The sequence below is a fragment of the Microcoleus sp. bin48.metabat.b7b8b9.023 genome (assembly GCF_013299185.1).
Taxonomy (GTDB): Bacteria; Cyanobacteriota; Cyanobacteriia; order Cyanobacteriales; family Microcoleaceae; genus Microcoleus.
On record NZ_JAAFKG010000046.1, the window covers coordinates 40,759 to 67,560 of the forward strand.

19 protein-coding genes are annotated in these 26,802 nt (G+C 44.2%); 8 read left to right on the forward strand and 11 right to left on the reverse strand.

Annotated features, from left to right (window positions below):
• Positions 1–111 precede the first annotated feature (111 nt).
• From QZW82_RS22855 to QZW82_RS22865, 3 genes are all read right to left on the reverse strand, one after another.
• Positions 112–927, reverse strand: coding sequence for a metallophosphoesterase family protein (locus tag QZW82_RS22855; protein ID WP_293153283.1), 816 nt, complete (start codon positions 925–927; stop codon positions 112–114).
• Positions 928–932: 5 nt separating this feature from the next.
• Entirely contained in the window at positions 933–1,700 is a 768-nt protein-coding gene (locus tag QZW82_RS22860; protein ID WP_293153285.1) for a GTP-binding protein, read from the reverse strand.
• A 191-nt stretch (positions 1,701–1,891) separates the two neighbouring features.
• Complete coding sequence (locus QZW82_RS22865) at positions 1,892–2,764, reverse strand: alpha/beta hydrolase (RefSeq protein WP_293153287.1); 873 nt, start codon at positions 2,762–2,764, stop codon at positions 1,892–1,894.
• Positions 2,765–2,869: 105 nt separating this feature from the next.
• On the opposite strand from QZW82_RS22865, the gene QZW82_RS22870 reads away from it, so the two are divergent.
• Positions 2,870–3,391 (forward strand): GAF domain-containing protein, encoded by a 522-nt coding sequence (locus tag QZW82_RS22870; RefSeq protein ID WP_293153289.1) that lies wholly within the window; start codon positions 2,870–2,872, stop codon positions 3,389–3,391.
• A gap of 148 nt (positions 3,392–3,539) precedes the next feature.
• A complete protein-coding gene (locus QZW82_RS22875; protein ID WP_293153291.1) occupies positions 3,540–4,058 on the forward strand; it encodes a hypothetical protein in 519 nt (172 codons plus the stop codon).
• A 932-nt stretch (positions 4,059–4,990) separates the two neighbouring features.
• Here the strand turns inward: QZW82_RS22875 and QZW82_RS22880 are convergent.
• The 4 genes from QZW82_RS22880 to QZW82_RS22895 all read right to left on the reverse strand — a co-directional run bounded on the left by QZW82_RS22880 (position 4,991) and on the right by QZW82_RS22895 (position 8,845).
• A complete protein-coding gene (locus QZW82_RS22880) occupies positions 4,991–5,134 on the reverse strand; it encodes a hypothetical protein (RefSeq protein ID WP_293153294.1) in 144 nt (47 codons plus the stop codon).
• 250 nt (positions 5,135–5,384) lie between these two features.
• Entirely contained in the window at positions 5,385–8,351 is a 2,967-nt protein-coding gene (gene uvrA / locus QZW82_RS22885; protein ID WP_293153296.1) for an excinuclease ABC subunit UvrA, read from the reverse strand.
• 30 nt (positions 8,352–8,381) lie between these two features.
• On the reverse strand, positions 8,382–8,534 hold the full coding sequence (locus tag QZW82_RS22890; RefSeq protein ID WP_293153298.1) for a hypothetical protein: 153 nt from the start codon (positions 8,532–8,534) through the stop codon (positions 8,382–8,384).
• Between the two features lie 101 nt (positions 8,535–8,635).
• Entirely contained in the window at positions 8,636–8,845 is a 210-nt protein-coding gene (locus QZW82_RS22895; protein WP_293153300.1) for a hypothetical protein, read from the reverse strand.
• Between the two features lie 67 nt (positions 8,846–8,912).
• Here QZW82_RS22895 and QZW82_RS22900 point away from each other — a divergent pair, with 67 nt between their 5' ends.
• Positions 8,913–10,694, forward strand: coding sequence for an SWIM zinc finger domain-containing protein (locus QZW82_RS22900; RefSeq protein ID WP_293153303.1), 1,782 nt, complete (start codon positions 8,913–8,915; stop codon positions 10,692–10,694).
• A gap of 646 nt (positions 10,695–11,340) precedes the next feature.
• Here QZW82_RS22900 and QZW82_RS22905 read toward each other — a convergent pair.
• Positions 11,341–16,845 (reverse strand): ATP-binding sensor histidine kinase, encoded by a 5,505-nt coding sequence (locus tag QZW82_RS22905; protein WP_293153306.1) that lies wholly within the window; start codon positions 16,843–16,845, stop codon positions 11,341–11,343.
• Between the two features lie 226 nt (positions 16,846–17,071).
• The gene (locus QZW82_RS22910; RefSeq protein WP_293153309.1) at positions 17,072–19,465 is read right to left on the reverse strand and encodes a GAF domain-containing protein; all 2,394 of its coding nucleotides are present in this window, start codon (positions 19,463–19,465) and stop codon (positions 17,072–17,074) included.
• Between the two features lie 419 nt (positions 19,466–19,884).
• Here QZW82_RS22910 and QZW82_RS22915 point away from each other — a divergent pair, with 419 nt between their 5' ends.
• The 4 genes from QZW82_RS22915 to QZW82_RS22930 all read left to right on the forward strand — a co-directional run bounded on the left by QZW82_RS22915 (position 19,885) and on the right by QZW82_RS22930 (position 23,365).
• The gene (locus QZW82_RS22915; RefSeq protein ID WP_293153312.1) at positions 19,885–20,022 is read left to right on the forward strand and encodes a hypothetical protein; all 138 of its coding nucleotides are present in this window, start codon (positions 19,885–19,887) and stop codon (positions 20,020–20,022) included.
• Between the two features lie 51 nt (positions 20,023–20,073).
• Positions 20,074–20,853 (forward strand): calcium-binding protein, encoded by a 780-nt coding sequence (locus QZW82_RS22920; RefSeq protein WP_293153315.1) that lies wholly within the window; start codon positions 20,074–20,076, stop codon positions 20,851–20,853.
• A 239-nt stretch (positions 20,854–21,092) separates the two neighbouring features.
• Positions 21,093–21,698 (forward strand): Uma2 family endonuclease, encoded by a 606-nt coding sequence (locus tag QZW82_RS22925; RefSeq protein ID WP_293153318.1) that lies wholly within the window; start codon positions 21,093–21,095, stop codon positions 21,696–21,698.
• 164 nt (positions 21,699–21,862) lie between these two features.
• Complete coding sequence (locus QZW82_RS22930; protein WP_293153321.1) at positions 21,863–23,365, forward strand: tetratricopeptide repeat-containing serine protease family protein; 1,503 nt, start codon at positions 21,863–21,865, stop codon at positions 23,363–23,365.
• A 396-nt stretch (positions 23,366–23,761) separates the two neighbouring features.
• Here the strand turns inward: QZW82_RS22930 and QZW82_RS22935 are convergent, their stop codons facing one another.
• Both QZW82_RS22935 and QZW82_RS22940 read right to left on the reverse strand, forming a co-directional pair.
• Positions 23,762–24,541, reverse strand: coding sequence for a Tat pathway signal protein (locus QZW82_RS22935; protein WP_293153324.1), 780 nt, complete (start codon positions 24,539–24,541; stop codon positions 23,762–23,764).
• 3 nt (positions 24,542–24,544) lie between these two features.
• Positions 24,545–25,051, reverse strand: a complete 507-nt coding sequence (locus QZW82_RS22940; RefSeq protein ID WP_293153327.1) for a hypothetical protein — start codon at positions 25,049–25,051, stop codon at positions 24,545–24,547.
• Positions 25,052–25,901: 850 nt separating this feature from the next.
• Here QZW82_RS22940 and QZW82_RS22945 point away from each other — a divergent pair.
• Positions 25,902–26,717 carry an NB-ARC domain-containing protein gene (locus tag QZW82_RS22945; protein WP_293153330.1) on the forward strand — a complete coding sequence of 272 codons (816 nt, stop codon included), beginning with the start codon at positions 25,902–25,904 and terminating at the stop codon, positions 26,715–26,717.
• Positions 26,718–26,802 lie beyond the last annotated feature (85 nt).

Below are 26,802 nucleotides of genomic sequence, written 5' to 3' on the forward strand. Positions count from 1 at the left end.
TCGTAGTGAGGACTTTAGTCCTCTCTCTGATTCTTAGTCAATAAGGACTAAAGTCCTTACTACAAACAACTGTTAATAAGGACTAAAGTCCTTACTACAAACAATTGCTAACTATCTTTCACAAACATGAGTCGGATCGTCAGCTCTTTCGGCATATTCCAAACCCCTAGCCAAACGCCAAGCAAAAATCGGCGGTAAACCTTTTTCAATAATTGCAGCACAAGTTGCTTGATAGTCATATTCCACTTCTCGCAAAGTCACCTGTTCGGCATCAGTATCGTAAATAACGTAAGTAGCATTCGGTCTACCGTGACGCGGTTCTCCTACGGAACCGACATTCACAATCCGCTTTAAAGGAGCCGTAAAATTTAAAGCTTCCTCTCCTTTAACGCTCGGCCCGCTAACCTTTACCTGCATTTTTTCCGCGTCTAAAGTGCGGACGTAGGGGATGTGGGTGTGACCGCAAAATAGCACGTCAGCACCTGTATAAAATACCCGTTCTAAAGCAGCAAAAGCATCCATTGTTGGCAATAAATATTCGTGGTTGCTGTGAGGGCTGCCGTGGACAAAACACATATTGTCTTCTCGCAAACTGTGTGGCAAAGTTGCTAAATATTCTCGCGTTTCTAAGGGAATTTGTGCGTTAGTCCATTCGTGGGCCAATTTGCCTCTTTTTTCGGCTAAAGCTGAGGGATAGCTGCATTCGCAGGAGTTCAAACCTTCGACAATATCTTCGTCCCAACAGCCGACGCAGGTGGGAATGTCGAGCGATCGAATCATTTCTACTACTGCCTGGGGATTGGGGCCGTAACCGACTAAATCTCCGAGGCAAAAGATTTTTTCGGCTTTTTGTTGGTCAATGTCTGACAGCACTGCATTTAAGGCTTCGTAGTTGCCGTGAATGCAGGACATTACTGCTATTTTCATGCTGTTTATTCTCCTAATGATAGTGATTGTTTGACTTGTTGTTGGTAATTCCACATAATTGTTTCGGACAGACAGCAATCTTCTAGGGTTTGTCCTAATGCTGTTGTATCGAGGTTTTCGCCGACTATTTCTATGCCGCTAAATCTTTGGGGACGGCCTTCGAGCCAGCGGGGAAGTGGCAATTCTTCGTGGGCGGTTTCTTGAAATGCTGCGGCGAAGTCGAAGTAGAACGATCGCCCGTCGGCTATGTCAAAGATGCCTTTTGCTCTGTGAACTTTGCCGTAGGCTCCTTGGGTCATTTCTTGGTACCAAAACATATCTAGGCTGGCGGGATCTAAAACTTGGCCGCTGGCGGGGCTGCGCCAAATTGATAGTTTGTCCACTTTCCCGCTAACGGCTATTCCCTCGACAATTACATCCGCCCATTGATGCCATTCGGTGTTTTTGATGTCTGGCGGGACTACACCAAATCGGCGGCTGGGGAAGCTTTGAAGCAGGTTTTCTAGTGTTGTCAGTTGCAGGTGAAATCCGAGTTCGATGTAGGCTGAAACGCCGTTTTCTAGGTGTTTCGCGAGTAGGGACTCTTCGCCTTCTGTGATGGTTTTGATTTGGGGGAATCCTGCGGCGATGCAGGTTTGGTCGATCGGCACATTGCCACTTCCGGGGCAGAAATACAGCACGGGTTCTGTCTCGGCTGCTAGCTGCTGTCGGATCCAGGTAGTTTTGCCGCTTCCGGGCGGCCCTGCTACGGCGGTGATTGTAGGTTGACTCATGAATATAATGATAATCGTTATCAAGCGCTGTCAGCTCTTATACATTTAAATTTAATTTGGCGATCGGGCGGAATGCTCGCGCTACAAGCTTTTGCAGCTATTGTCAGTTGTTCGACACTGCTTGCAAACCATTTTTTTATTTAAAAGATGTTGACTATCGCCACGGATGGAGAATCAAACTGCATCTTTACTCAAACAGCTTTGCTTACCAAAAAATCTCTGATGTACCGATTGACTAACTGCGGCTGTTCCTGATGCACCCAGTGGCTGCAATTGGGAACGTAATGAATCTGAAAATCCCGCACGTAATCTGCGGTTGCGTAGGTTAACTCTTTGCCGAGGGCCCGATCGTTTTCGCCCCAAATCATCAACGTCGGAACTTCGAGGAGCTCTCTATGCGGGCGATCGACAAATCCGCGAGCAATATTGCGGTAATAATTGATAGTAGCAGTCAGAGCCCCCGGTTTAGCTGCCGCATCTTTGTAAGCTTGGATATCGGAGGGGGTAAAGCTGCTTTTGTCAACTGCCATGCCTTGCAAAGCGCGATCGATCGCCCGATAGTCGCCCAACTTAATTAAAAATTCCGGCAAAAATGGCAACTGAAACAAAAAGATGTACCAACTTTTCAGCAATTGTTGGCGAGTTCGCAACCCTTCAGCAAACTTTGCCGGATGCGGTATATTCATCACAATTAATTTATCCACCATCTCAGGATAAGCATAAGCAAAACTCCAGGCGATCGCACCTCCCCAGTCGTGGGCAACTAAGACGCAGCTTTTGTATCCAAGGCCTTGAATAATTCCCTTGATATCTTCTACAAATTCTGCCATCACATAAGCAGATTTATGCTTAGGTTTGTCGCTGTCATTGTAACCCCTGAGATCCACAGCAACAACTTTATAATCTGATGCAAATTCCGGGATTTGATGGCGCCAAGAATACCAAAACTCAGGAAATCCGTGCAGCATCAGCATCAGCGGCCCAGAACCTTGAGTGACACAGTGCAGTTTGATGCCGTTTGTAGCGATAAATTCGTGTTTCCAAGCAGCTTCTAGCACAGACATAAATTTTCACTCTAGATGTAAACTTATACTAGCAGTTGCTACCTTTAATAGAGGTAAACTGAAGACAGAGCTCAGCCAAAACTAGGAAGTTAAGGAGTCATTACCATGTCTGGCGATCGCCTGCAAACAATTGTCAACCGCTTGACAGATCGTCTCAAGCGCGACGTATTAATTGAAAAATCCCTATACGACATTCGAGAAGTGGTGCAGAGCGATCGCGCGGTACTGTATTATTTTTACAGGCAGTGGCAAGGTCGAGTGACTTGTGAGATGCTAAGTGCGATCGAACTGTCAATCTTGGGTTCTACTGGCCCAGACGAGTGTTTTAACGACGAATACGCTGCTTTGTACGAAGCGGGCCGAGTCAGAGCAATTACAGATATTGAAACAGAGCCAATCCACCAATGTCACCGACTGTTTCTGCGGAGCCTGAAAATACGCGCTAATTTAGTAGTACCAATTTTAACAGCAAAGGGACTTTGGGGGCTGTTAATCGCCCATCAGTGCAGCGGGCCCCGTACTTGGTTGCGATCGGACATTGAATTCATGCAGCAACAAGCAGACAATATAGCCATGTCTCCTACTGTTCAAGATATAGCCTTTCTCAAAAAGATGAGGTACGACTGACAGCTTACATAACCAGTTCCACTAAGAGGGCCCAAGCCCAACAACGTCCGCGAATCTTTCTGAAAACCGCTATAGTTAACTAATTAAAATTGACATCAGATGCTGTAGATGCTAGCGTAGAATCATAAATTCATAGGTTATATTTATCATGTCAGTTTTGAACTTTCAAGCTTTAAGCAAAGTATTGCCTACCGTCATTTTAGGGTTATTGCTTAGCAGTTATACCAGCAACATTGACTCGAAATTAAGCAACAATCAATTAACCGCACCTAGAGTCATAACCTCAACAGAGATTATAGCTGATAACACCAGCGAGCAAGCAGCAATCAAATTATTAATCGATCGGCAGTTCAAAGCTTTGAATGAAAGAAATACTGAAGCCTATATGGCGACAGTAGATCCAAACTCTCCTGGTTTTCAACCAACAATAATTACAATTGCAGAAGTCTTCAAAAGAAATTTAAAGTACGAACCAACAAAAATTGAAATTGTGGGAATTTCAGGAAACGAAGCCAAAGTAAGAATCGAACAAACAACCACAAAGATTGACGGCCCACCTTCACCTTTCAGAGATAATAAGATGATAATATTACATACGTTACGCAAATCAAATGGAGAATGGAAATTTTTTAGTTCGGAACCGGAAAATATTCAGTATTTGAATTAGGCTAACTTGTACCATGAGAGCAAAAGTCGCCCTAGACAATGGGAGCATCCCAATTTGGTAAAAAGCGTTTTTTACGCAGTGCGAGCGTCCATAGCGAACGGCAGGGTTCGCGAGCGAGACGCTCGCACTGCTCCGATCGAAATATATTATTCTGATGCAACCGTCCGCGATCTGAAAGCAAAAATGGGATGCTCCCTTCCTACTTTCCTACTCGCCTAAATCGAGAAAAATTTCTTCAGTTTACTGCGCTGTATTTATATTTATCTTATAGGAGCGACAGTTTAGCTCTGGTGGATTGCTTTTTATCTCAGTACATTCCATAACACCTGTTCGATCGTTAGCTGATTCCGTCACTAACAAAACACGACCATCCGGTGTGACGGCAATATCCTCAATTTCAGTACAACCGGTTAGGCACGTTAGGAGAACGAGTAAAGTTATCGACATAACCGTGACTAATTGTTTTAAGTTCCGATAACTGCAATGCTTCACCAAACGACCTCTGTGAAGTATTTTCCAAGGCTGGCGATCTTCAAAATACGGGCTAATTAGAATTCTCATAAAACTTCTCTCCAGCATCTTAAACATTATCCTTGGTAATAGGCAAATTTAGCCATTTGCTCAAATTCCGAGCTAGCCGATCGAGTTCTGGAGCAGTCTGACTGTCTCCACCACTCATTGAACAGTTCTTGGTTCCTACACCAAGGTTAATCTGAGAAGTAACTGCAACATTACCCTTTTGGGAATTTCCATTACTGTCAATAACTCATAATTAAAAGTTGTAATTAAAATTATCACATAAACTCTTTACTAAGTCAATTCATAAAGTTCATAAATTAAAGTCATAAAAATCATATTTGTAAAAATATATTGCGATCGCGTAGAATTATTTTACTAAAATTATCATCCAACCACATATCTCAGCTTAAATATCAATTTTCTGCCATATCTCTTGCACTTAAAATTAGAGAGCGATCGGAGGGCTTATAAATAAACAGCACTGCTAAATAACGTCCAGCATCGGTTTGTCCTAAAGCAAGATATACATCTTCTCCCTCGCGATCGCCCTTTTCCACAAATCTAAATTTGGGTTTGTTGCCGAGAACCTCTTATACTTCATTAGCTTCAACGCGATGCTTTACAGCTAGCTTCTCTATAATTGCATCTAACCAAATAATTTGTTCAAGTTGCTACCGCCTCTACTTATTATACGACTTATTTTATTTTAAGTGTAGTGTGCGTCAGGTAAGTTTCTTAAACGATTATTCAGGGTTTAAATATCTGACGCACCTTACTAATTATGACACTTCGTAACTACTGTTACTATTAACTAACAGCTACAGCACTCCCTAAAGGATGCTGCTCTAAAACAGCTTTCAAATACTTCCCAGTATAAGAACGAGGATTTGCCGCTACCTCCTCCGGCGTTCCCGCCACAATAATCTCACCGCCCTTATCTCCCCCTTCCGGGCCCAAATCGATCGCCCAATCGCAGCACCGAATCACGTCCAAATTGTGTTCGATGACCAAAATTGAATTACCCTTATCCACCAATCTTTGCAGCACATTTAGTAAGTGGTGAACGTCATAAAACGACAAACCAGTCGTGGGTTCATCAATCAAATAAAGCGTCTTCCCAGTAGCACGACGCGACAGTTCCGTAGCCAACTTCACCCGCTGCGCTTCCCCGCCAGAAAGCGTCGGTGCAGGCTGTCCCAACTGAATGTAACCCAAGCCAACATCCACTAACGTTTCCAGTCTGGCGCCCGCCCTCGGAATATTTTTAAACATTTCCGAAGCTTCCTCCACAGTCATGTTCAAAACATCAGAAATTGACTTGCCTTTATACTTCACTTGCAGCGTTTCCCGGTTGTACCGCGCACCTTTACAAACCTCGCACTGTACGTAAACATCCGGTAGAAAATTCATCGAAATCACGTTCACGCCTTGGCCGCCGCAAGCTTCGCACCTTCCCCCTTTCACGTTAAAAGAAAACTGCCCTGCTTTGTAACCTCTTGCCTTCGCTTCAATGCTTTCGGAGAACAAATCCCGAATCACATCAAAGACTCCCGTGTAGGTAGCGGGATTGGAACGCGGAGTGCGGCCGATGGGAGATTGATCGATGACAATTACCTTATCAACTACATCATCTAGAGAGCGTTCGCCCCTGGTTTTGAGGGCGTCCATATCTGGTGGCAAAGGAACTTTTTTTGTCAGATAGTGTTGCAGTGACGGATAGAGCAATTCATTGATTAAAGTTGATTTTCCGGAACCGGAAACGCCTGTCACGCAGACTAGTTTTCCGAGCGGAATTTCCACATCAACGTTTTTTAAATTGTTGCGACTCGCATTTTTGAGGCAGAGAGCTTTGCCGTTGCCTTTTCTCCTTTCATTGGGGGTTTCAATTACTCGTTTTCCAGACAGATAAGCACCTGTCAAAGATTCTTCTGCCGCTAGCAGGTTTTCTAAACTTCCTTCGGAGATGATTTTGCCGCCGTGAACGCCTGCGCCGGGGCCGATATCGACAATGTGATCGGCGGCGCGCATGGTTTCTTCATCGTGTTCTACCACAATCAAAGTATTGCCTAAATCGCGCAATTTTGTTAAGGTTTGCAGCAGGCGAAAGTTGTCTCTTTGGTGCAGTCCGATGCTGGGTTCATCCAAAACGTAGAGGACACCGGTCAAACCCGAACCGATTTGAGTGGCGAGGCGAATTCGCTGGGCTTCTCCGCCGGAAAGTGTCATTGCTGCACGGTCTAATGTCAGGTAATCTAATCCGACATCGAGCAAAAATTGCAGTCTTGCTTTGATTTCTCTGAGGGCTAAATCGGATATTTGAAATTGCCGATCGCTCAATCCCAAATTATTTACCCGTTCCCGACATTCGCGAATCGAAATCCCCGTCAAATCCACAATTCCATAGTTTCCTAAGCGCACCGACAGCGCCTCTGGTTTCAAGCGTTTGCCGTGACAACAATCGCAAGAGCGATCGACCCGATACTGTTCCAGTTTCTGTTTGATCAAATCAGAACCAGTATCGTCGTACTGGCGCTGCAACATGGAAATTACGCCCTTAAAATCTCTCCTCAAATCGCTGGCGTTGCTGTCTCGCTTCTTGCTTTCTGCGGTTTGTTTTGACTCATTACCGTACAAAATCACTCGCTGGTGTTCGGGCCTCAAGCGGAACCAAGGAGTGTCGATATCAAACCCGCAACTATCGGCAACGCTGCACAGCAAAGAGAGATAATAGGAGTTGTCTTTGTCTGACCAAGGGGCGATCGCACAATAAAGAGGTGCTTTCTCGTCAGGAATGACCAACTCCGGCGCAAAAGTCCGCAAACTCCCCAAACCGTGACAGTTGGGACAAGCGCCGTAGGGCGAATTAAACGAAAACAACCGGGGCGAAAGTTCTTCCATCACTGCCCCGTGCTCGGGACAAGCAAAGTTTTCGGAAAATACGATCGGTGCATTGGCTGGTTCAGAATTTTCGTCAGGCGGTAACTCTTCTACGATCGCAATTCCCTCAGAATGTCGCAAACAAGTTGCCAGAGAATCGACTAAACGCTCTTCTAAACCGGGTTTTTTAACTAACCGATCGACAACTATCTCGATATTGTGGATATGATTTTTATCTAATTCGATATTTTCCGACAGTTCTAAAATTTCTCCGTTAACTTTCACCCGAATAAATCCTTCGGAAGCTAAACTCGACAATAATTTGCGGTGAGTGCCTTTTTTTCCGCGCACAACAGGCGCCAGAAGGTGAAAGCGAGTACCGTCTGGAAGTGCCATAACTCGATCGCACATTTCATCAATTGTCTGCGGCGCAATGCAGCGATCGCAAATCGGACAGTGCGGTTCGCCAGCTCTGCCGTACAGTAATCTGAGATAATCGTAAATTTCTGTAACAGTGCCGACAGTCGATCGCGGGTTGTGAGAAGTTGACTTTTGGTCGATCGAAATAGCCGGACTCAAGCCTTCGATCGCATCCACATCCGGCTTGTCCAACTGTCCCAAAAACTGGCGGGCGTAGGCGCTGAGAGACTCAACATAGCGGCGCTGTCCCTCGGCAAAAATTGTATCGAAAGCCAGGGAAGACTTACCGGAACCAGAGACACCAGTAAAAACTATCAGTCGATCGCGCGGCAGTTCCAGATCGATATTCTTAAGATTGTGCTGTCTCGCACCGCGAATCCGAATCGTATTTTGGCTGTTGGAGTTAGAAGTCGTCACCTGATGCCCGTTGTGGGATGCACTTGGCTGGCTGTGTGAGGTTTTGGCGCGTTGGGACATGAGAGTAGTGCAAAACAGTGCTTAACCATCTTAGCGCTGCCTTTGAACTAGCTGGCATCCAAACTCAAGAATATCGAATAATTTTAAACAGTTGATAGTTGACGGTTGAGGGTTGACTGTTGACTGTTGACTGTTGACAGTTGATAGTTGACAGTTGACAGTTGAGGGTTCAATTGGGAGCATCTCTTGTTTGAAAAAAGCATTTTTTCTTTGAGTGCGAGCGTCCCCGCTCGCGTGCTTTATAAAGCACGCGAGCGGGGACGCTCGCACTATGAAATGCAAAACTAAGATGCTCCCGTTTTATTTCCCACTGCTGTTTGCACAGGCTGCATAATGTTTACTTCCCCGACCTTGAGATTAACATCAAAGAATATTAAAAAGTTGACAGTGTGTAGGGGCGGTGCCCCCGTGCCCGCCCTATTAGTTAACAGTTGATACTTGGCAGTTGACAGTTCAGTTTTAATGCCCGCTGCTGTTTGCAGAATAGACTGCATATCGCAAACCAAGTGCACTTATGAAGTAAAATCGAGTCTAATCCTTTAATTGCTGAGGTCTGGTGCGATGCCAATTCCCAAACTTAGTGAAACGATCGTCAAAAATAACAGTTCTGAGCGATCGCTCAACCGAGCCGAAGATTATTATCTCGGTGGCAATGTTGCTAGCGCAGTCCTCCGCGGCAATATGGTGCAAGCAAAAGTATACGGTTCTCAAGTTGAACCTTACGATGTTACCTTGCCCTTTACTGATGCCGGATTAGCACCTACAGTATTCTGCACTTGTCCTTACGATGGCGATGGATGGTGCAAACACATTATCGCTACGCTGTTTTTGTGCCTGCGAGAACCAGAAAAAATTGAACGGGGCGAAACGCTGGAAGACTTGCTCTCTCGACTCAACGACGCCCAAATCTATGAGTTAATAGAGCATTTAGTGGACAACGAACCGTCACTGATAAGTGCGATCGAACTATACGTCAACTCAAACGCTGTGTCGGGGCCCACAAAGCAACCCACGAAAACACATCGGCAAAGTGCGATCGATCCTGCTCCTTTTCGGCGACAAGTGCGAGAAATTTTCCGACAAGCTCGGGATTATTGGGAGGATGAATATGGTTATGATGAAGAAGACCCGATTACAGAAGAAATTTTAGAACTGATTCAGCAAGCCCAGGAATTCAGCGAACATGGAGACGGCAAAAACGCTTTAGTAATTTTAGAAGCCATTACCTCAGGTTGTGTTGATGATTGGGACGACGTAGCAGAATATTGTTTTGACAGTGATGAAATTACTAATGTTTTAGATGAAGCTTGGACAGAAGCCATTTTGACGGCAGATCTAACTGCTGAAGAAGAAATAGATTTCGAGGTGATGTTAGAAGGTTGGAAAGATGAATGGGATTGTGATTTCAGTATGAGCTTGGAAGCTTTACGCCAAGGTTGGGACTACCCGCCACTCCAGCAGATACTAGAAGGAAACCTTACTGGACAAGGACTTTGGGCTGTTGACGAACCAGATTATGCTCGTGACTTAACCTTGACTAGATTGCAAATTCTCGATCGGCAGAATCGCAACCAAGAATACTTATACCTAGCCAAAGCAGAAGGCTGCATTCAACAATATCTGACGATGTTAGCTCGTTTGGGGAGAATAGAAGAAGCTGTGGAAGCTGCCACAACCGAGATGACATCAGTCGAAGAAGCTTTTGCTCTAGTTCAAATTTTACAAGAAGACGGATACTCAGAAGAAGCTCTCAAGATTTGTCAAACTGGGTTGAATCTACCCGGCAAATCTACCTACAAGCTGGCAGTTTGCATGAGTAAATTAGCCGATGAATTGGGCGAAAAAGAAGCGGCATTTGATGCTAAAATGAAAGTCTTTGAAATTCAACCTTCTTTGAATGATTATCTTTCATTGCAGGAGTTATCAGGGGATAATTTGTCAACTTTGAAAGCAAATTTATTGGCAATTTTAAGAGCAACTCACAACTACAACTCTACCGAAGCGAAGGTTGATATTTTTCTGCACGAGAAACTAATTGAAGAGGCGATCGCCCTTGTTGACACATCCTACGGTTCAGAATTGGTTCATCGAGTGATGGTGGCGGCAATTCCCCATCGCCCCGATTGGGTAATCGTCAATGCCAGTCGCCGCGCTGAATCGATTCTAAATCAAATGAAATCAGCCGAGTACGATAGTGCGATCGAGTGGCTAGAAAAAGCCCGTGCTGCCTATATACAAGCTGGGCGAAATGTTGAGTGGTGTGCTTATCGCGCTCAACTGATGGAAGTACACAGTCGGAAGCGGAAATTTATGGGCTTGTTCAAAAACTCATATTTAAATTGAGTATTTGTAGCAGGGCTGTTTCATTCTCTTGTAGGGGCGGTGCCAAGAGTGCCCGCCCCAATCTCTGAAACACATACAAAATCGTGGACGAAGAGGGTAGGCACGCACCATCCACTACCCCTACAAAATCATCGTTTTCCTGAGAATGAAACAGCCCTGGTATTTGTAGGGTGCGTCGCCCTCGACAATCCTTGCATCAAAGCGACAATCTGAAAGCGACGCACCTAACACAATTCCCATCTATCAGGTGCATCGCTTCCTAGATATAACCGTGTTGACAAAGATTCGCGGACGTTGTTGGGCTTGAGCCCTTCTTAGCTTAGTGGTTATCGCTCTTTCATCACTCTAAGAAAGGAAAAATCTGACCATAATTTGATAATGCTAATGTGGTATGGCTTTGTGGAACGATTTTCTAACACCTTGCTGGCGTTAGGAGCATTTGGGAAGAGATCCTTTGCTGTCGTGTCTTCGAGAATTTACTCTCATGAAAGTGACGAAAGAGCGTTATATTGCCAATTATCCTGAAGAAAGGACGATCGCAGATTTGTGCTGTTCAAAAAATGCCATAAATTATCACATAATTCAGGGCTTGTAGATACGGTCTTGACCTTGTATCTTAAAAGAGTGAGGGCGATCGCACCGACAATCAGTCGATCGGCACTTCGATCGCAAATTCCGTACCGGAGCCCAACACAGATTCGCAAGTCAGCTTACCGCCGTGGGTTTCCTCCACAATTTGGCGGCTGATAGACAGCCCCAAACCGGTACCCTTCCCGACTCCCTTCGTAGTAAACAAATGGTCAAATATTTTCGCCCTCACATCCGGCGACATCCCTGCGCCGTTATCTTTGATGCGAATCACCACGCTGTTGTTATCCGGCGAGACATGGGTGATAATGGCGATCGTATTAGGTACAGCCTCAACATCAGCATAACTGCGATCGCGATCGAAATCGTCAAAACAGTCGATCGCATTTGCCAACAAATTCATAAACACCTGATTCAACTGTCCCAAATAACACTTAACTTTCGGAATATTTCCATACTCCTTAACCACTTGAATCAGCGGGCGGTCTGGATTAGCTTTCAAGCGATGCTGTAAAATCATTAAAGTGCTGTCAATTCCTTCGTGGATATCCGCCGACACTTTTTGGCGGGTGTCCCCACGGGAGAACGTGCGGAGAGATGTGCTAATATTGCGAATGCGATCGCACCCAACTTTCATCGACCCCAACATTTTCGGCAAATCTTCTATAAGATACTCTAAATCGATATTCTCAGCATCCTGTGCAATTTTTGAGCTAGGATCGAGAACTTCTTCCTGATACAGTCGCAAGTGGCTAATTAAATCGCCCACAGCCGCAGTAGCTTCGGTAATATTCCCAGAAATAAAACCGACGGGATTGTTAATTTCGTGAGCGACACCAGCAACCAAATTGCCCAAAGAAGACATTTTTTCACCTTGAATTAATTGCAATTGCGCTTGTTGCAGTTCCGCAAAAGACTTTTCTAACTGTTGGGATTTTTCTTGCTCGCGCGCGTACAAACGAGCATTCTCGATCGCAATAGCGACTTGACTAACTAAAACCTTTAAAACTTCCACCCTGTCTGCGGTAAAAGCTGCTGCCGCTAACTTATTTTCCAGATAAATAATCCCTTGCAACTGGGATTGATAAATAACTGGCAAACACAGGATTGATTTAATTTCAAATTCTCGAATGTACGCATCCGCATTAAAAGGTGCAGTAACAGTCGCATCATCCAATACCAGAGGCTTTTGAGTGCGAAAAACATAGTTTATAGCAGAAACAGGCAAATCTTGACTATTTTCAAATGGTATAGATCGTAAAACTGTAGCCTGGGTATCAGTAGAATTTCCTACAGCTTCGATGTAGAGTTTATTATCTTTTAGCAGCAGCAGCGCAACTTTTTGAGCCGCCGCATTTTCTAAAATGATTGTGATTAATTTTGTCAGCAAGTTGTCCAGGACAATTTCACTGTTAATGGCTTGCGAAGACTTAATAAAAGTAGCCACATCTAAAAAATCGCCTAAACTGTTGCTGGTAGTGCTTCCAGTATTAGTGCGCGTGACATCGAGGGGTCGAGTTTCTGTTGCGCGCGTTTGTGCTACTAAGAAAGGATGTCTTGATTCCAAGTGTTTAACTTTCGCTAGAGCTCCCCAGCGGATATAGCCGTAATAAGCCTTAGTCAAATATGCTTGAGAAATTATCTGTTTTCCCAGAAATTGATAGAATTCTCCGGCTAATTCATAGGCCAATGCTTCCTCTTGAATATAACCGTTTTTAGCTGCACCGGCAATTGCGCGATCGTACAAATCCATTGCTTGGGTATCATACCCCAATACCCGCGCTTTTTCCGCTGCTACCAAGTCATATTTGTGTTGATAATTCATTGGAGCATCAACAGCCCATTTTTTCATTTTATTTTGGTTCTGTACCACTTTATTTAAATATTGCTTTTGCCCCTCTTTGTCAGATTGGGAATACAAAGCTAGGAGACTGAGAGAGTAGTAAAAATTATTCAAGGAAACTAGATAAAATCCAGAAACTGATTCTTCATATTTCTCAAATAACCTTGAATTTTCTGAAGCTTGTGCATAATTGCCGAAGAAGAAATTAATCATAGATTTGGCATTACAAATAAAACAAACTAAAAAAAAGTTTTTAGTTTCAATTGCAGCCGTAACAATTTGGTCTTCATTAAACTTCTTATCTACCAAGTTACATGATTCTACAGATTCACCACGCAAAATTATGGCTGTATATCTCAATATACTAATACATTGTGAAGAGCCTTCTTGTTTAAGTTTCTGCATTAATTTTAGATACTTACTTATTTCTTCTTCAACCAGTTCGAGAGGCTCTCCCATCCACAGTTTATAAGTACAATATCCATTGACAGAATAACCAACATACGGTAAATCTCCAGTTTCGATTGCAGCTTTAAACCCTTCCATCATATAACTCAAGGCTAACTTGATATCTACTTTACGGTGCTGAATTGAACAAGTAAGTATTAGATAAACTCTACTTTTGATAGAATCAGATGGAAATCTATCTAAAAGCCTAATTGCCAATTGACCAAATTGGTATCCTAAACTAATGTCTCCTATTCCACACAAAATTGCACCATAAAAAACGTAAGCGACACTAGCATAAGGCGAATTTCCATATTTAATGGACAGCTTAACCATCATAAATACTAACAATGGTAATAGTCTGGGCTTGACCGCCATCGCGGTACCCAGAATCCCTGATAAAATTCGCATGGTTGCTTGTTTTTTAGAATCTGTCATTTCTGGCAAATTAGCTAAATCCTCAATTCCTTTCAACCCCAATCTCAGTTTTGTATTAATCAATTCCACCAATATATTCAATAAGTTGGGATTTTGAGGAAGATAAATCCCTAACAATTTTAGGACTTCCAGCCCTGTATTTACTGCTTCACTAACTCTATTTTGAACAGTATAAGACTGAATTTGCAGCTCATAAACATTGAGTTTGTCCAGTAAAGTTTTAGCCCGACTTAGAATAACATCAACTAATTCTTTTGAGATTGAATAGTTCGTATTTAAGTATTCAGCTCCCGCTGTTGATTCATAAATTGCTAACGTTAATTGATACTGACTGTCCCAACTATCCTCTGGCAATAATCCCATCGCCACCCGCAAATACCTCACAGCAGCTTCATAAGCATTCGCTGATTTTGCTTTGCGTCCCGCAGTTAAATTTAATTCGGCTAACTGCGTCTTTTCTGCTGGCTGGCTAATTGTGTCAATTCCCACATTCAACTGATTGACAATATCAAAGATGTTTTCTTCTAGCTTTTCGGGTGGAGTATTGTGTAACAGTAATTGACCAATTTTTAAATGGGTGGATTGCTTTTGCTCTTCGGGAATCAACGAATATGCTGCTTGCTGGACGCGATCGTGCAAAAATTTGTAACTAACCCGCGAAGTGTCTAATTTGAGGTTTATTGATTCCGACTTATCAAAAACTAAAGGAATGCGATAAGCATCGCTCAAAGGCAAAATTAATCCTGCTTGCAAAGCTGAATCAAGTTCAGTAGCTGTAACATTCGCTGACTTTTCGCTGACAAGTGACAGCACGTCTAGAGCAAATTTATCGCCCACGCAAGCTGCTAATTTTAACACTTCTTGCGTGGTTGCTGGCAACTTTTCAATGCGAGAAGCTACGAGTTCGACTACACTTTTATCGGTGATTCCAATCGCTTGAATTTCATCAATACTCCAATCCCAGCCTCCTTTGCCTCCTAGATGAGCGAAGTTGAATCTTAAAAGGTTTTCTTGATAAAGTGCTTGTAAAAGTTGCGTCAGAAAAAAAGGATTTCCTCCCGTTTTATTGCAGATTAATTCGGCTAAATCGTTGGCTTTTTCTGTGAAATTGCTAAGAGTTTCAAAGACTAATTTCGTTACATTTTCTAACTCCAGGGGTTGCAATACAATATTGTTGACAACCGTACCTGTTTTTTCAATCTCTTCTACTGTCTGAATTAACGGATGAGTCGGGCTGACTTCATTGTCTCGATAGGCGCCGATCAGCAACAAATATTGCTGGTCGGGGTCAGTTATCAGTGTTTGCATCAACTTTAATGTAGCTGAATCTGACCACTGCAAATCGTCTAAAAAGATAACTAGCGGGTGTTCTTTTTGGGCGAAGACGCGAATAAATTCTTTGAATACGCGATTGAAGCGATTTTGCGATTCTACAGGGGAGAGTTCTGCTACTTCTGGCTGTTTACCGATAATCAATTCAACTTCCGGAATTACATCGGAAATTACTTTGCCGTTAGTTTCCAAAGCTGTTAAAATTTTAGTGCGCCATGTTTCTATAGCAGCAGTGCTTTCTGTGAGCAATTGGCGCAGCAGCGAGTTAAATGCTTGAATTAATGATGCGTAGGGAATGTTTCGTTTGAATTGGTCGAATTTGCCGCTGATGAAGTAACCTTTTGAGCGAGTTATTGGTTTGCTAACTTCGTTGACGACTACTGATTTGCCGATGCCCGAATAACCGGATACTAGCATTAGTTCGCTTTGGGAACGGGCGGGTTTTTCTGTATTTTGGTTGGATGGCAAAGATTCGGGCGAAAGGGTTTCGGCGTTGGGGGGGGCGGGTTTTTCTGTATTTTGGTTGGGTGGCAAAGATTCGGGCGAACCCGCCCCTACACGTTCAAAGGCTGCTAATAGTTCGTTGACTTGGTTTTCTCTACCGTATAATTTTTGGGGTATTAACAATTGGCTGAGAATGTCTAAGCGTCCGGGGATAAAATCGATTATTTCTCCTGTTGCTTCTAACTGATGCAAACAATTTTCTAAGTCTGCCAATAATCCGGCTGCACTTTGATATCTATCTTCGGCATTTTTTGACATCAATTTCATGACTATTCCTGAGATTGATGTGGGAATTTCCGAATTGATTTGAGCGGTCGAAATTGCTTGAGTTGCGATGTGGCTGTAAACTATTTCTAAAGGGTCTTTACTCGGAAATGGCAGTTCACCTGTCAGCATTTCATACAGGGTAATTCCGAGGGAATAAAAGTCGGTGCGGTAGTCGAGGGTGCGGTTCATTCTCCCGGTTTGTTCGGGAGACATATAAGCTAATGTGCCTTCGACGGAGTTGGGATTGTTAAATTGTGGGTTTTCTTTGTTTAGTTTTGTCGCAATCCCGAAGTCGGTGAGTTTAACTTGTTTTGTTTGGGAGTTGATAATGATGTTGCTGGGTTTGATGTCTTTGTGAATAATCTGATTTTGGTGCAGGTATTCTAAGGCTTTGACGATTTGGATGGCGATGTTTAAAGTTGCTAGCAAACTCAGCCTTGCTTTTTCGAGTAGTTGTCCGAGAGACTCGCCGCCAAAGTCCTCTAAAACTATGCCTAATCGGTGGTTAAAGGTTTTGAGACTGATGGCTTTGACGATTTGTTTGCTATCTAAATTTTGGCGGATTTGATATTCGTGTTTGAGGCGGGTAATGGCTTCGAGTGTGGGATATTCGGCTTTGAGAACTTTAAGAATTGTTGCGGACTTGTCGCTCGCTCTCTGTCCGCGATAAATAATTGTTTCGGCACCTTCGTGCAGAGTAGAATGTATTTGGTATTCTGAAAAAATTTGCATAGGTTTATTTTAAAAATTTATGGCATCTAATTTAGCCTAGGCTAGCGCTAATTTAGGGGAAATTCATGTGATGCCGATCGCAATTTTTGACGCTACAAATCACAAGCAACGTACAAAAGTTTGCTGAAAACCTTGCTGGGTCAGGCTTGCACTCATCAATAGACATTTTGTAGGGTGCGCCGCAGCGCACCTTACTCGTAGTAATTGCTGTTTGAGTTAGCGATTTTCAATCTTGTACGACCGTAACTTCACTGATATGAACAATTGCTTCGGGTTCCGGTAAAATACGGACGCGGGCGAATTTTAAACCGCTGACTCCTTGCAGTGATTCTACCATCCCCGTCTGCACTTTTGCTTCTACCCAACCTTCGCGAGACAAGTAGCGCAAGTATTGTTGGTACTCTTCCCATTCGTCTTCGGTTGAATAAACTACGGTTAGCATTCCTGATTGGGTGATTCGCTCTTGTGCGTCTTTGTCAACGGCTTTTTCGATGCGCTTTTTGACGAGTTCGTAGCGGATGTCGCGCGTGCCTTTGACATCAAACATTTTTTCGGTATTTTCATTATGAAAAATGTCGATGGTGGTATTTTGTACTAAGACTAAATGGGCTAGTTCCATGTTAATTTGAGACTCGGCTTGCAGGCGAAAAACTGTGCGACCGCAGTCGCAAATTGCTCGCAGTTGTTCGTACCGCAAACTGTGCAAATGAAATTGGCTGAATTTGGGATCGATCGCCTTTCCGACATATATCATGTGATCCATGCCGTCGGTGCATTCGATGTCGCAGTAGTGGGGGAGGATTTGCTGCATTTTTTCTTGCCAGCGGGCCCAGGTTTCTTGGAGTTTGGTGCTGATTAGGTTTAACATTTGATCGTAGCGGTTACGATCGCCATAAACGCAGTTGTGTTCGTTATCGCAGGCGGCTTGGTAAGCTTCAACTGCTGCCTGAACCGTGGGGCTACACTGCACAAAGTAGTCAAAATACACTTCTAAACGCTCGTTTAAATATTCGGCTGCTCGCACCTCCATATCGACTGTGACTTTTTCTTTTAAATGCTCGATGTAGTCGAGCAAGTCGAGCCGCAGTTGCTCGCCGAGGTGGGTAGTTTGTGCTTGACAAACGGCATCGGCTATGGCTAAACCTAAGCGGAATTGTTCGAGCAAATCTGTTTGAATGGCTCGGTTTCTTTCGTCGCTGGAACCGCGAATGTCAGAAATTCCGTAGAGGGGATGAACGTCTGCAAATACGATCGTCTCTTGGGGGAGTCCCCAACTTCGCCTTTCTGCTTCTTGGGCGAAGCGCCACTCGACTGCGGGATGAATGTTGTGAATGTGGGTAAACCGCTGCTGGATGGCTTGTCGCAGGGCTGCAATGAAGGCGGGAATGAGTTCTTGGGCGTGTTGGGCGTCAATGTTGTTGAAGTGGTTTGCCCGATCGCACAACAGCCCCACAACGCCCAAAATCCGCAGCCCGCAGCCCTCGCGGGTGACTGATTTGACTACCAGGGGCACCAGCAGCATCGATTGGGTGCCCATTTTCCGCAAAGTTCGCTCGCACTCGGTGCGGCACTCGCGACGCAAGTCTGGGACGTTCCAAACTTGATTTGCTGCGGTAGCCTTGAAAAAGTGAGAAGTTTCTAGGGACTCCATTGAATAAGCAACCGGCTGCAAATGATGCCCGTCTTTAGCAACTAATAGCTGTACCTGTTCGCCGTCGGGGCGCAACAGCAAAGTGCCGTCAGCATTAAAGAGCGATCGCAAATAGCGATCGATTCTCTCAAATTTGTCAGGGCGCAGCATGGAATCGCGATCGATCAATAACTGAGTCAGGCGGCGAATTTGCTCCTGCACCGTGACATCAAAACCTTCTAGCAGCAGCAAACCTTCGATGCGGTAATTATCTAAATTTAGTCGATCGGCTAAACTTCCCAATTGATTGGGCTGCATCAGCCAAGCTTCCCGTTCTGCAACAGGCATTAAATTTAAGGGAAGATCTGCAAATTCATCTTTTTTTGAATTAATCTGAGTAATTTTCAACTGTTCCGAACCCAGCCAAAATTCAATAAATCTAGATTCATCCTGTTGCGGATTTTTAATGCTCACCGTGACAGGTTCATCTAGCACCCGCAAACCATCGAGGCTTATTTCATAAAATTGCTTAAATACCCAGTGTAAAAGGTGGCGGCGGTACAATTGTTCTACTATTTTTGCATCACAATCCTCGAACAGTTCTAGCAAAGAGATCCCAGTTTCTGTAAACCAACCGTTATGAGATTGAGTTACCAAAGGCGTTCCCTCCCAGCCCGCCAAGCGACAAAATGCCGCGTTAGCGTAACGCAGAGCAAAAGTTCCCGGTTCCATCACTGCGATTAAAACGCGGCGATCGCCCAGAAATTGAAACAATCGCTCTAAATCTTGTTTCCAAGTTTTCAAGCGTTCAATTTCAGCAGATTGACTCGGTACTTGAGCCGTCAAAGCTTCGAGTAGCTGTTCCACGTCTGGTTCGTTGGGCAGATGCTCACTGTCTTGCTCTGTCGCAATGATATCTGGATCTGCCGTTGGCAGTGATTTTACGGAGTTGTTATTGTTTTGAGAGGAAGATGATTTGGGAGTAGGCATGAGTAAAACACCTGAAAGCGGTAGATTTTGTTAAACAATGTGAGCGATCGGCGATTTATGGATTTGTCAAAAAATTAGAGCCTGTTTGTAAAGTTTGTGTGTATGTATCCGAAACTAAGTATTTTCTCGGACGATCTGTCCCTAAATTTTTACTTTTCTTCACAAACAAGCTCTGAGTCTTGACGTTATAAGTGATATTAACGTGTTTGCGACCTGGCTGGTAACACCCATTATAAGTGGTGTGCCGTAGTGGATAGTGTCAGCGACTAATGCTATAGCGGTTCTCAGAAAGATCGGGTACGTTGTTGGGCTTCAGCCCTCTTAGTTTATGTGGTTATAGAAGCTGTCAGTCATACTTCATCTTTTTGAGAAAGGCTATATTTGACTTAGAGGCGAGATATATGGCAACTTTCCGTTGAATGAAGAACAGGCCAGGTAATTGGGCATTGATAATTGAATTGGTAATTGGTAATTGGCAAGTGGCAAGCAGGTTGCGAGGCACTAATTTAGCCAATCAAACTTTGCAAAAAGCCACTAAAGTTGCTATTTGGCAATAAAATAATTAAAATATATAATACAGGTAGGAGCACTTTTGAAAGGACATATCTATGGCTTTAACGCTTAACAATCTCATCAGCGATTTCAATGGATTTCCTGTATTTGCTGGCGGCGGGCCGCGTCTTTTGGGATTCGCTACATCAGATGACATTGACGTAAACGATGGAAATTTGTCGTCTTTTCCCTGGGGAGTTTGGGGACTAGACGGCAACGATACGATCGCAGGTTCGTCGGATTCCAACGAGCGCCTGTTAGGGAATAATGGGGACGATATTATCGGTGGTGGCGGCGGAAATGACATCATTTACGGCGGTAAAGGTAACGATGGTGTGGATGGAAATGATGGCAACGACGTAGTTAGGGGCGACAGCGGCAACGACCTAATCTTTGGGGGGGCCGGGAACGATATCCTGCGGGGAGGGCAAGGAGACGACGATTTAGACGGCAATGACGGCAACGATTTCTTGGCGGGCGATCGGGGAGTGGACGTGCTCACAGGAGGGCTTGGTGCGGACGTATTCGTCCTCAGAAGCAACGAACAGTCTGGAGTCAATGGAGCCGATATCATTACCGATTTTAACTTTGACGAGGGCGATCGTATTGGTTTGACAGACGGTTTAACAGAATTAGACCTCATCTTCACTGACGACAATTTGATTGCTTACGACAATGACGGAATTATCAACGACATGGTGATTGAAAACGCCAGAAATGGACAGATTGTCGGGATAGTTTTAAACACAAATAGCTTTGAACTTACTGGTGCCTTTGAACAAGCTAGTCCGTTTGCTTTGGCGGTAAACGGTACTCAGTTCCAGTTTTTAGCTTAGATATTTGTAGGCTGATTTGAGGGGCGATTTCCTACGGAATAACTCCACTTCACTGGCTTTTTTTGAGTGGGAATATGGGAAAGATTGGTGGTGTTAACAAATCTTTCCCGCAGTCCGACAATCCGGCAGGGGTTTAAACCCCTGGCGGTATTTCGGGCCCGAGCGATATTATTGAGATTTCATTGAGAGATTGTTCATGCTAATTTAGAAGTAGCAACTCACACTCGGGGAAAATATAAATGACCGCTACAACTCACCCCCAATTGACTGCACTCCCAGAACAGCGGTTGATTTTGCCGCTATCAATGACTTGGGAACAGTTCAAAGCTTTAGATTCCTTGCTAGAGTACACTCGCAGCGTTCGCTTGTCTTACTTGGACGGATATGTAGAAATTATGACACTTTCGCCGGAACACGAAACCATTAAATGCCTACTGGCATTGCTGCTAGGTCAGTTTTTCTTAGAAAAAGATATGAGTTTTAGACCGACGGGTAGCGCTACACTCCAAGGGGAAACAAAAGGCAGCAGCAAGGAACCAGATTTATCTTACTACTTTGGCGAAGATCGGCGGAGGCGAGAAACACCCGATTTGGCGATCGAAGTTGTTTTTACCAGCGGGACTATTAATAAACTCGAATACTACCGCAGATTTAACGTAAGCGAAGTTTGGTTTTGGGAAGACGGAGTGTTTGCTATTTACAAACTGAGTTCCGAAGGCTACGATCGCATTTCGAGGAGCGTGCTTTTACCAGATTTGGATCTAGAATTGCTGGGGAAATGCTTGCAAATGTCGGAAGAAAAAGAAGCGTTAAAAGTGTTTCGGGATGCAGTGCGAGCTTCATAACCTAGAATATCTACAACTAAAATATGGCGAAAGTACGAAATGTACGAAATGTACGAAAAATCGCGATCGACTGAAAACCTCCTCCAGCGTTTCTGGTTTTCAGACGTTTTATTTTCATATATACTATTCGGAGTATAAAAAATCTTAGTCTTCAGCAATCATCTATGAATAGCGGTTATTCGCGCTTTGATTCCCTCACCAGCATCCTAGCAGGAACAGTAACGGTAGCCGGAATAGTCGTCTTTGCAGCAGCACCAGTTTTCGCAAAAACTCCCCAAGAAATTGCCCAAGTAGCGATTTCTGTCACCGTTCAAATTAACGGTCAATCTTCAAATGGAGTGAGTAGTGGGACTGGATTTATTATTGCTAAACAAGGTACAACTTATACTGTACTTACAGCTAACCACGTTGTTTCTAATGCTAAATTTACCTATACAATTCGCAGTTCTACGGGAAAAGATCATCAAGTAATCCGTGTAGTTCGCTTGCAAAAAAGTGACAATGATGCAGATTTAGCCGTCGTCACATTTAACAGCACAGAATCTTATCCAGTCGCAACTTTAGGCGATTCGGAACAAACGACTGTTGGTACGCAAATTTTTGTGTTTGGCTATCCGGCGAATAGTCTGGGAAATAGGTACGGAACTCAGCGCAATTATGAGTTTTCACCGGGCTATGTTACCAGTCGTATTCCGATTCATAAACGCGGTTATACATTGCGCTATAATGCTGTAACTAAAGGTGGAATGAGTGGAGGCCCTGTATTTGATGGGGAAGCGCGCGTTGTTGGGGTTCATGGAGAGGGGGAACTAGATTTTGCCACCAATAATGCTGGATCGTCTATAGATCAACTGACTACCAAGACTGGTTTTAATTCAGCGATTCCAATCAATACTTTTTTGGCTAAATTGTCGGATGCGGGATTAAATCGATCGACTCTTTCCATCAATACGTCTCCAACCGCGAATGCACCTCTGAAACTGAACAATCCCAACGATGCTAAAACTTATTATGTTCGCGGTTTAACTCGGTTTGACAAGGGAGATTTGTCAGGGGCTGTAGCAGATTTCAACCAAGCAATTCAAACTCAATCGGATTATGTGGATGCTTATTTCTATCGGGGACTGGCTTATTTTGATTTGAGACAAATGCCCAATAGTATCGCTGATTATAGCAAGGCGATCGCCCTTAATGCCGGTTATGTTGACGCTTACTACAATCGGGGGCTGGTGTTGTCCGCATTGGGAGATAAACCGGGGGCGATCGCCGATTATACTCAAGTCATCCGCTTGGATCGAAACTTTGCACCAGCTTACAACAACCGAGGATTGGCGCTTTCAGACTTGGGCGATCAAAAAGGGGCGATCGACGATTTCAATCAAGCGCTGCAAATTAATCCCGGTCGCGCTAACACTTATTTTAACAGAGGATTGGCGCTGTTTCGCATCAATAACGATCGCTCTGCCTTAGCTGATTACACTCAAGCAATTCAACTCAATCCCAGTTATGCCAAGGCTTTTGCTAACCGAGGAATTACGTTGGTGAGAATGGGAGACAGACAAGGGGCGATCGCAGATTTGCAGCAAGCGGCTCGTTTATTTAAGGCTCAAGGAATGAATGCAGATGCTCAAAAAGCATTAGATTTAATTGGTCAATTGCAAAAATAGCCCACCGAATGGAATTCGGGGCTACACAAACAAAATAAAGCCCCGCCGAATGGAATTCGGGGCTACACAAACAAAATAAAGCCTACGCGGACTGAAAATCTCTTTAATTATTCATTCCGCGCAGGCGGAATTGGTTTGTGTAGACGCGGTTTCAACCGCCGAATTTTATTCCAAAAATCTCCTTGATTCTTCATTCCGCGAAGGCGGAATTCGTTTGTGTAGACGCGGTTTCAACCGCCGAATCCCTTCGTGTGTGTAGATGCGGTTTAAACCGCCGCATTTGATTCAGAAAATCTCCTTAATTCTTCATTCCGCGGAGGCGGAATTCGTTTGTGTAGACGCGGTTTCAACCGCCGAGTCCAATCGAAATCAGACCCGATTATTACACCCTTTCCCCTAAAACCTCACCGTAACCAAAATCACCCGCCGCGGCTGATTCTCCGCTTCAATAGTAAACTCAACCCGCCCAAAACCTTTCGGCCCAGGTTCTACTAAATCGTAGCGAGATATCACCGTACCCGCCGCTGTATCGTATTGAGCAAAAACAGCACCGGGATTCCTCCCAGCAGACGCATCCGCATCCCCTCCCCAAGAGATATTATCATCTATTCGCGATCGAGTTGGCAATACAGAAGCCGCGATTTCAGGAGGTGTCAATCTTTGATCGGCTAAGACTCTTTGAGCGTTATGAATCGCGCACATTGTCGGCCCGGAAATTTTGGAATCGCTGTATTGATCTTCCCACTTTTGTACGAAGCCAAAGCCAACATTGGGACCGAGTTTATCCTGTCTTTGCCGGCCCCACAAACTACTGATAGTCGTGTTCCCTGGAACACCACTGCCAGTCATGGCTAATTCGGTTCTTTTGCTAGTAAAATTGCGGCTGACAAATTCTTTGTCTGCGGTGCGAATCCGGTTGGCGGCGGCTACCTCTATTTTACTGCTAACATTACTATTACCTTGTAAAATTGGTGAGAGAACGCCGGGGATGGGTTCGGCTGCACAATGTTTTTGAATGCCGTTAAAAACGCGATCGGCTGATAAAGCACTAATCGGAAATTCTAGGGAATAAGCTTCGGCAGGTTTGGGAAAAAAGATGCCGGATGTTGCGGAAGCAGCAAAAGAAGCGCCACCCCAGATGACGATCCGATTAAATTGACGGCGGCTAATACTCATAATTTATTTACTACCTGGAGAGCTTGCCCCCGGCTCAAGTTGAGCTTTCATAAACCAGTATCTACCACTACCGCAATTTGTGGCTCTAGCACAAAATACTTCTACTGCTAGACTTTTGCCATTACTAATATTTACTAGCATTGTATTTACTTTACCTCGATCGCCAGTGCGAGAAGCTACTTGATTTCCGTCTACATAAACATCTATTCGTACTGGTGGGGCTTGCGAAGTGTCAGGAATCGCAAACTCGAATCGGAGAGAAGCGGGGCCGCCAGGAAGCCGACAAGTCATAGTAGTATCAGGGCTAATATATAAAACAGTGGTGTAAATTTGTCTGCCTACAGAAATATCTCGTTTCTCAGCACCCCAATCACCCGATCTTTTCACACATTGCAGGTCTTCCAAAGGAATGGGACGCTGGGCCTGTGCCACTTGTGCGCCAACCGTCCCTAACATCACACATAACATCCCAGCGAGGAACAAACCACTGAGCCACCGCACTCGTTTCATACAAAATATCCTCTCAACACCTTAATGAATTAATATAAAGGATGAGCTGTGTAGGAAAAATCCTGACTTTAGATAGATGACAACATCAAAAATGTCATAATTGTATGAAATGTCATGAATAATAATCAGATTAAATTGACGGCGGCTAATACTCATAATCTATCGACTCCCTGGAGAGGAGGCCCCCGGTTCAATTTGAAATTTGAAAAAGTGATAATTCCTGTTCCCACAATTTTTAGCTGTGGAACAAGATATCTCAAGAGATAAACTTCTACCATTACTAATATCTACCAGCATTGTATTGATCCTCCCAGGCTTTCCCACCTGAGAAGCTACTTGATTTCCATCTACATAAACTTCTATTTTGGGTGGTAAAATTTCACTTTGATCGTCAACTCCATACTCCAATCGGAGAGAAGCACGACCCCCTGGAAGTTTACAAGTCCAACCGGCCTCGCGTACCCTCATAATACTGGTATGTAGTTGTCTGCCTATGGAAAGGTCTGTAGGCTCTCTGTACAAATAAGCTAACCCGCCCGGGTGACTAAGGTTCATTCCACCCCGTGTAACAAGACATTGCAGGTCGAGTATATGGATCGGGCGCTGGGCCTGGGCCACTTGTGCACCAACAGTCGCTAGAGTAAAAGACAACACCCCAGCCGAGAGCAAACCACTGAGCCACCGATCGCGCTTCATAAAAATATCCTGCTAATACCTTAATGAACTAATATAAAGGATGAGCTGTGTAGGAAAAATCCTGACTTTAGATAGATGACAAAATCAAAAAAGTCACGATTGTACGAATTGTCAGGTATAATGAATAACGTAAACTCCAGCTTTTCCCGAATCTATGGATATTGCAGAAGTCTTAACACTGGCAGATCAGCTAATTTTTGCTAAGACGGGAAAGCATTTAGATTACGTGCAAGATGCTATTCTGCGGGGGACATTAGAAGAGGCAACTTACACGCAAATTGCTCAAGAACTTTACTCAAGTCCAAGTCATGTCAGAAATGTCGGATCGAACCTTTGGAAAACACTTTCTAAAGGATTGAAAAAAGATATTACTAAAAATAATTTTCGGACTGTATTAGAAAAGGGTATAGTTTATAATTATAAATCAAGTATTGTTGAAAATATAACAGGTGAGAATATAACAGTTAATAAAAACCTTAATGTTTGTCCTGAAAAAGCCCGATCGCCCAAAACACCCAAAAACCCCCAACCAACAGCAAAACAGCCCCGCATCGACATAGGCGACGCACCAGAAATCTCCACATTTTTCGATCGCACATCCGAACTCACCACCCTCGAAAACTGGATTTTAAGCCGCACCCGCCTCATCACCATCCTCGGCTTATCCGGTATTGGCAAAACCGCCCTGACACTCCAACTAATCCCGCAAATTCAACACGAATTCGACTGCATCATCTGGCGCAGCCTCCACAACGCGCCACCCCTCCAAACACTCCAAACCGACATAATTCAATTCCTATCGCAACAGCAAGAAACTAACCCCCCCAACCCCCCCTTATCAAGGGGGGGCGAAGAGATTCACCCTCCTTCTCCAAGGCGCGGCGAAGAGATTCAACCTCTTTCTCCCCCCCTTAGCAAGGGGGGGTTGGCAGGGTGGATTAATTGTCGAGAGGTTAAATCAAGGCTATGAAGGCTATTGACTGACATCATGCGAGGCATTTAACAGGTTTATCTGAACTAGATAAATCAAAAAGTAACTCACTCAAATCTTCAAC

What these genes read in the sequence shown, in the direction of transcription:
- QZW82_RS22935 (WP_293153324.1), bottom strand. Translation starts at nt 24,541, where the DNA reads ATGAGTATTAGCCGCCGTCAATTTAATCGGATCGTCATCTGGGGTGGC.
- QZW82_RS22910 (WP_293153309.1), bottom strand. Translation starts at nt 19,465, where the DNA reads ATGCCTACTCCCAAATCATCTTCCTCTCAAAACAATAACAACTCCGTA.
- QZW82_RS22940 (WP_293153327.1), bottom strand. Translation starts at nt 25,051, where the DNA reads ATGAAACGAGTGCGGTGGCTCAGTGGTTTGTTCCTCGCTGGGATGTTA.
- QZW82_RS22930 (WP_293153321.1), top strand. Translation starts at nt 21,863, where the DNA reads ATGAATAGCGGTTATTCGCGCTTTGATTCCCTCACCAGCATCCTAGCA.
- QZW82_RS22890 (WP_293153298.1), bottom strand. Translation starts at nt 8,534, where the DNA reads ATGCTCCCAATTGAACCCTCAACTGTCAACTGTCAACTATCAACTGTC.
- QZW82_RS22945 (WP_293153330.1), top strand. Translation starts at nt 25,902, where the DNA reads ATGGATATTGCAGAAGTCTTAACACTGGCAGATCAGCTAATTTTTGCT.
- QZW82_RS22855 (WP_293153283.1), bottom strand. Translation starts at nt 927, where the DNA reads ATGAAAATAGCAGTAATGTCCTGCATTCACGGCAACTACGAAGCCTTA.
- QZW82_RS22875 (WP_293153291.1), top strand. Translation starts at nt 3,540, where the DNA reads ATGTCAGTTTTGAACTTTCAAGCTTTAAGCAAAGTATTGCCTACCGTC.
- uvrA (WP_293153296.1), bottom strand. Translation starts at nt 8,351, where the DNA reads ATGTCCCAACGCGCCAAAACCTCACACAGCCAGCCAAGTGCATCCCAC.
- QZW82_RS22870 (WP_293153289.1), top strand. Translation starts at nt 2,870, where the DNA reads ATGTCTGGCGATCGCCTGCAAACAATTGTCAACCGCTTGACAGATCGT.
- QZW82_RS22925 (WP_293153318.1), top strand. Translation starts at nt 21,093, where the DNA reads ATGACCGCTACAACTCACCCCCAATTGACTGCACTCCCAGAACAGCGG.
- QZW82_RS22915 (WP_293153312.1), top strand. Translation starts at nt 19,885, where the DNA reads ATGAAGAACAGGCCAGGTAATTGGGCATTGATAATTGAATTGGTAATT.
- QZW82_RS22900 (WP_293153303.1), top strand. Translation starts at nt 8,913, where the DNA reads ATGCCAATTCCCAAACTTAGTGAAACGATCGTCAAAAATAACAGTTCT.
- QZW82_RS22865 (WP_293153287.1), bottom strand. Translation starts at nt 2,764, where the DNA reads ATGTCTGTGCTAGAAGCTGCTTGGAAACACGAATTTATCGCTACAAAC.
- QZW82_RS22895 (WP_293153300.1), bottom strand. Translation starts at nt 8,845, where the DNA reads ATGCAGTCTATTCTGCAAACAGCAGCGGGCATTAAAACTGAACTGTCA.
- QZW82_RS22920 (WP_293153315.1), top strand. Translation starts at nt 20,074, where the DNA reads ATGGCTTTAACGCTTAACAATCTCATCAGCGATTTCAATGGATTTCCT.
- QZW82_RS22860 (WP_293153285.1), bottom strand. Translation starts at nt 1,700, where the DNA reads ATGAGTCAACCTACAATCACCGCCGTAGCAGGGCCGCCCGGAAGCGGC.
- QZW82_RS22905 (WP_293153306.1), bottom strand. Translation starts at nt 16,845, where the DNA reads ATGCAAATTTTTTCAGAATACCAAATACATTCTACTCTGCACGAAGGT.